The organism is Planktotalea sp. (assembly GCF_039984035.1).
Classification (GTDB): Bacteria; Pseudomonadota; Alphaproteobacteria; order Rhodobacterales; family Rhodobacteraceae; genus Planktotalea.
On the sequence record NZ_JBDWVM010000455.1, the window covers coordinates 1 to 2,342 of the forward strand.

The following is a 2,342-nucleotide window of genomic DNA, read 5'->3' on the forward strand; positions in this document are numbered from 1 at the left end:
GGAGCCGAATTGATTGGTCGAAATCTCGATTGCGCCGGATTGCACGTCCCATTGGCTGTTGACCGCTTCAAGGGCTGCGCGGTCTGCGTGACCACCATGGCCTTGATACACGCCAAGCGCAGAACCGATACCCATCGCTGCGATCCAGACCAGCACTGCTGCGCCAAGCGGCGCTGCCTTGTTTGAGCCGTGCGGCGTACCTGCGGCCGTTGTGCCTGGCAACATACGGCGGAGCGTATCGTCCTTATCTATGACATGGTGTTTGAGCGCGCCCGCGATGTGGAGCAAGAGCGATACAATTAGTACACGTTCGAAAACCACATGCAGCCCAGCGGTTACAGCTGCGAGGCTTTCACTTTTCGGAACGAAAAACAGGTTTTGACCGAAGGGCCACCAGATCGGTGCAAAGCCCGTTGTTGACGCATGATGGATCCAGCCCGACAGAGGCACGACGACAAGCGAGCCATAGAGCAGCCAATGGACGAGTTCAGCAAGAAAGGTTTCTGCGCGTCGTTCAGGGTGCAAGCCCGCTGGCTTGGTTTGAGTGATGGCCCAAGCGATACGAGCAAGAGCAACGAAGAAGGCCGTGATCCCGACGGTTTTGTGTAGCGAGAACATCAAAGCCTTCAGCGCGACTTCCTCGCCGGTTTCGAACGGCAATTTGTTCGAAATAATGCCAAGCGGAATTGCGGTGATGATCAAAAGGGCGGTGAGCCAATGAAATGTCTTGGTGACAGATCCGTAGCTGCGATCGGTGTTTGTGGCGGACATGCTGCTCTCCAATATTGCGCGTTCAAAGAGGTAACGTTTGAGCGGACCAACTTATTCGCAGGCTACCCACTTTTGAGCGGCAACGCAGCCTTTATCTAAGAACAGACCCTGTGCGCAGATGAAGCGATACTTGCGATAAACGCATTGCATCGATAGAGGAGTGCGAAGCGTAAATTGGAGATGAATATGACCAAAGCCTTTGTTTTCCCCGGTCAAGGGGCGCAATCTATCGGAATGGGTAAGGCCCTCGCAGATGCCTATCCAGCAGCGAAAGCCGTGTTCGACGAGGTTGATGAGGCTTTGGGTGAAAAACTCAGCACGCTGATTTGGGAAGGCGAGCAAGATGAATTGACGCTGACCCACAATGCGCAACCCGCATTGATGGCGACCTCGCTGGCGGCGATGCGCGCGCTTGAGGCGGAAGGCGTGTCCATCACGGATGCTGCATTTGTTGCGGGGCATTCTTTGGGTGAATATTCTGCGCTGGCGGCCTCTGGTGCAATTTCGATTGCGGATACGGCCCGTTTGCTGCGCACGCGCGGCACAGCGATGCAAGAGGCTGTACCAGTGGGCGTTGGCGCCATGGCCGCGCTATTGGGGCTGGATTTTGCAACGGCGCAGGCTGTGGCAGAAGAAGCGGCGCAAGGCGATGTATGCCAAGCGGCAAATGACAATGATCCGGCGCAAGTCGTGGTGTCTGGTCATCTTGGCGCGGTTGAACGCGCTTTGGTCATCGCGAAAGAAAAAGGCGCGAAACGCGCTGTGATGCTGCCAGTGAGCGCACCTTTCCATTGCGCATTGATGGAGCCAGCAGCACGCGTGATGGCTGAAGCGCTTGGCACTGTAGACATTGCACGTCCAGCTGTTCCATTGGTTGCGAATGTCCGCGCCGAGGCGGTGAGCGATCCTGCGTTGATCCGCTCTTTGCTTGTAGAGCAGGTGACAGGTTCTGTGCGCTGGCGTGAAAGCGTTGGCTATATGGCAGAGCAAGGCGTTGATACGATTTGGGAAATCGGTTCAGGCAAAGCACTGTCCGGTATGATCCGCCGCATTGCGAAGACTGTGTCTTGCAGCGCTGTTGGCAGCCCTGACGATATTGCGAAACTGGAGCGCTAAGCGCTCCAGAGCACATTATTCGGCAGCGATCGCAGCCGCATGGGCGGCGCGTACAGGGCGTTTCGGGCGACTTGGGCGCGCTTGGCGGTCGGTTATCGCTGCAGGTTTTGATTGGCCTGCTGGCGCAGTGAGCGCGCGGCTTTGCGCAGTGGGCTTAAGGTAACCGGCAATCTTTGTGCGCACATCTGCAGGCGTATCCTGCGTCGTGAGCTGCGCAAGGGGAAGCCCCGCGTTGCTGAGCGCTTTTTGTACAACCAAACGGTCTGCGGCTTTGTTGCCTAGGGCAGGGGTATTTCCTGCCACCTCTATCGCAAGCACACAGCGACCCGCGCGGTCATAGATACCAAAGTCGAGATACTTGTTTTCAACAGCGCTAATGGCCAGCGCGCGCTCTGGTCCGACTGCTTCAACAGATGGATCAACAAGCGCGCTGAGCGCAGTGCGCGCCATAATCA

Annotated in this window: 3 protein-coding genes; 1 reads left to right on the forward strand and 2 read right to left on the reverse strand. The window is 56.8% G+C overall.

What is annotated here, in order from left to right; translation table 11 throughout:
• The coding region (locus tag ABJQ89_RS20120) for a cytochrome b (RefSeq protein WP_348497935.1) at positions 1 to 771 on the reverse strand (771 nt) is incomplete at its 3' end.
• A gap of 186 nt (positions 772 to 957) precedes the next feature.
• Here ABJQ89_RS20120 and fabD point away from each other — a divergent pair.
• On the forward strand, positions 958 to 1,887 hold the full coding sequence (gene fabD, locus ABJQ89_RS20125; protein ID WP_348497936.1) for an ACP S-malonyltransferase: 930 nt from the start codon (positions 958 to 960) through the stop codon (positions 1,885 to 1,887).
• 15 nt (positions 1,888 to 1,902) lie between these two features.
• Here the strand turns inward: fabD and ABJQ89_RS20130 are convergent.
• A partial coding sequence (locus tag ABJQ89_RS20130; RefSeq protein ID WP_348497937.1) for a DUF2726 domain-containing protein occupies positions 1,903 to 2,342 on the reverse strand: 440 nt, incomplete at its 5' end.